The sequence below is a fragment of the uncultured Corynebacterium sp. genome, from assembly GCF_945649885.1.
Classification (GTDB): domain Bacteria; phylum Actinomycetota; class Actinomycetes; order Mycobacteriales; family Mycobacteriaceae; genus Corynebacterium.
Genome location: NZ_CALZFS010000187.1, coordinates 1 through 3,318 on the forward strand (window position 1 = coordinate 1; position 3,318 = coordinate 3,318).

Sequence of the window (3,318 nt, forward strand, 5' to 3'; positions counted from 1 at the left end):
ACCGCGCAGGGAGGTGGTCAGCGTGGGAATGCCCACTGCTGCATTACCACTGTCGGCGATGAGGATGACATCCGCCTTGAACAGTTCCGGCTTCTCCTTGATCAGGTCGGACAGTGCGCCGCCGCCCATCTCCTCAGAGCCTTCAACCACGAAGGTCAGATTGAGGTCGGTGTTGCCCATTGCCTCCACGGCCCGCAGGGCTGCCAGATGCATGACCAGGTTTCCCTTGCAGTCGGCAGAGCCACGTCCGTACCAACGCACACCGTGCTCGCCCTTGCGTTCGGTGAGCGTGAAGGGGTCGGAGGACCACAGATCCAGGGGGCCTGCCGGGACGACATCGAAGTGACTGTAGAGCAGCACGGTCGGTGCGCCCTCAGCGCCCTCTCGAGTGCCGAGGAAGTTGGTGGTGCCGTCTTCTGCCGGATGTTCGCTGACCTTGAACCCCGCATTCTTGATTGCTTCACGGGTCCAGTTGGTTGCGGCTTCGTAGTCCTCCACCAGTTTTGGGTCACTGTGGACGGAGTTGAAAGAGACGATTTCCTTGAGCTGCGTGAAGATCTGTTCACGCTGCGCTTCAATATTCTGCTTGATTTCCTGCACGTTGTTGAGTGGGCTCATGGTTATCCACCTTATATATCAGGAGAGGTGGGGCGATAAGTGTCTCCATAAGCTGAAAGTTCCTGTGTGTGCGCGAAATAGATTCGCGGGACAGAAATTTCCTGTTCAGGCTGTATTCGGGCTTCATTCCTGGCTGTGTTCCGAGGAAGTGTTCGAAAAAGTTCTACCTTTGTGCGATCAGAGGGAGAACGTGTCCACCCCGTGAGTAAAGTGGAGACCATATATTTGAAAAGACAAGAGATTTCCCGAGAAGACGGACTGTCTCGGAATTCTCTGAAATTCTAGAGTTCCGATCTATTTTTCGAATGCGGAGTAGCTGATGTCACAAGGATTTACCCAACCACCCGGAGGAGCGTTCGGTTCCTCTTCTGGAGGATTCTCCGGTGGGCAGTCAGGTTTCGGTGGCGGATCCCAGAGTGGTGGTTTTGATGGTCAGTCTGGTGGTTTCGGCGGTGGCTCTGGCGGATTCAACCAGGGGCTGACCTCTCCCTCCTTCACTCCTGCTCCGGCAGGATCCTCCGAGAAGTCCGGAGGAGGAAAGCCCGGCAGGAGGAGTTCCGGTGGCGGCGGACGCCTGCAGTCTGCACCCGTGCAGTTTCTTCTTCCGGGCTTGATATTGGCAGTCGCCAGTATCGGACTCAATGCGTGGATCACTTTCGGAGCAGCCGTGGCAACCGATGGAAGTTTTTTCATCACCGCGGGAATATCCTGGGCGTTGGCGGGAATTGCGGGTGTTGTCTCTGTCGGTTGGTACCTGGCAAAGCTGAATGAACGGAAGGCTGAAGGCTTCTATACAGACATTCCCTGGAAGAAGATGATCTTATATGTCACCGTCATCCTCTTGATCGGGGCAGTTGTCTGGTCAGCTTTCGATATCGCTCTGTGGGCAGGAAAGCGGTCATGGTGAAAAATATTTCCAGCGACAGGACTCGAATGAAGAAACGTTTTTCTGCAGCTGCTGCCGCACTTTTCCTGGGTGCGGTCCTCGGTTTCCCCGCAACAGTGCTTTCCCAGGAGCCGGCACCCGGGGCTGAAGGTGCTTCCGGATCACTCAACAATGTTGGTGCCTGTATCGCGGAAAAAGGTGCGCTTGATGTCATCATCATGATTGATGAAACGGAATCCCTCATCCATGAGGCACGTGACGGTGTGGTCAGCCCGGATAAACCGGGCGCTGACGCACAACATCACCGTGTACCTGCAGCACAGAGTTTCGTCGATGAGCTCCTGGCAAAGCAGGAGGATGGGGAGCTGGAGACCCGCATCCGGGTCTCTGGTTTTGGGCAGACTTACAAGTCTGGTGTCACCGACGCTGAGAATTATGGCGGGTGGACGGAATTGACTGATGCTTCTGTCGATGGTGTCCGGGAGGAGATTTCCCACTTTGCTGAACGAACGCAGGAGCAGTACACCAACTATGCAGCCGCCGTTGAAGGCGCCTACCAGGATTTTCCACGGTCAGGTTCCGAGGACGCCTGTCGCATGCTGGTGACCTTCACTGATGGTGCACTGACTGCACAGGAGGGCGCGCAGCAAGCCGAAGAGGCACTGTGTGTCCCCGGTGGGGCCACTGACCGTCTCCGGAGTGCAGGTATCGCCCACATCGGTATCGGTTTGTCCGCGCCGACCAACCCTTCCAATTTCTCCCTGTTGCGGGGGATTACCGCAGGTGGGGGAAACTGCGGTGCGGAGCCACCAAATGGTGCCTTTTTCCCAGCTGACAATGTCGGTGGGCTCTTCGCGGCGTTCCGTGAAGCACTGGCCATCGGTGGTGAGGCAACCGGGGAGACCCGCGCGGGGGATCCCTTCAGCTTCACTCTGGACAATTCCGTGAATTCTGTACGTTTCACGGCGATCGCCAAGGATGACCTCGGGGAGAATGCACACCTGGTTCTCACCGCACCCAATGGTGAAACCGTGGAGCTCAAGGATTCCGGTGAGGCATCAGTGAACGCGACTGAGGTGAGCTGGTCAGCTGAGAACTCTCCGGTGCAGATGGCTGATGGGACCCTGACTCTGCAGGAAGCCGGGGATTGGAAGGGCATCTGGCAGATCCAGTTCCAGGGCTTTGACCCTGCTGCCGCAGATGGTCGGGTCTTCAATTCCGTGGAGATCCAACCGGATCTCCAGCTGGTGTTCAGTGGTGGCGATGCTGCGGACGGAGCTTTGAACCTGCGTGATGAGCAGCTGTTGAACATGCAGCTGGTCGGCCGTGACGGTGAGCCACGTGTCCTGGAAGGTGATGCCCGCGTGGATCTGGGTTTCACCCGTGCTGACACCGGGGAGTTCCTGAGCATCGCTGAAGGCCTGGATATTTCCAACGGTCAGTTCGAGACCCCGCTGGGCATGATCGCCCCGTTGCCAGCCATTGGTTCCATTGAAGCCCGCACCACCGTCACCACCGCAGGGGTCGACGGGAACCCCGGAACCACGTTGAGCCCGATCCTCAACACAATCCGCATCACCGTCACTCAGCGTGACATGCCACAGTTGCCGGCTTCTGTCCGCTTCAGCGCAGATGAAGAAGTGGTTTCGGTGGATATTCCCATCACCGGTCCTGGCAAGGTGTGGGTGAATCCGGAGACCCAACTCAACGGAACCCTCCCTGAGGGTGTGGAGGGCGTCAGCGCATCCAGTTCCTTCAACAGTCCGGATAACGCACTGGTACTCGGCCTGGATGAACAGGGCACCCTCCCCGTG

3 protein-coding genes are annotated in these 3,318 nt (G+C 57.5%); 2 read left to right on the top strand and 1 reads right to left on the bottom strand.

Annotated features, from left to right (window positions below):
• A partial coding sequence (locus tag Q0M74_RS13505) for a M20/M25/M40 family metallo-hydrolase (protein ID WP_293955322.1) occupies positions 1–618 on the bottom strand: 618 nt, incomplete at its 3' end.
• A 319-nt stretch (positions 619–937) separates the two neighbouring features.
• Between Q0M74_RS13505 and Q0M74_RS13510 the strand changes: the two genes are divergently transcribed.
• On the top strand, positions 938–1,525 hold the full coding sequence (locus tag Q0M74_RS13510; RefSeq protein ID WP_293955323.1) for a hypothetical protein: 588 nt from the start codon (positions 938–940) through the stop codon (positions 1,523–1,525).
• A 26-nt stretch (positions 1,526–1,551) separates the two neighbouring features.
• The coding region (locus Q0M74_RS13515; protein WP_293955325.1) for a vWA domain-containing protein at positions 1,552–3,318 on the top strand (1,767 nt) is incomplete at its 3' end.

What these genes read in the sequence shown, in the direction of transcription:
- Q0M74_RS13510 (WP_293955323.1), top strand. Translation starts at nt 938, where the DNA reads ATGTCACAAGGATTTACCCAACCACCCGGAGGAGCGTTCGGTTCCTCT.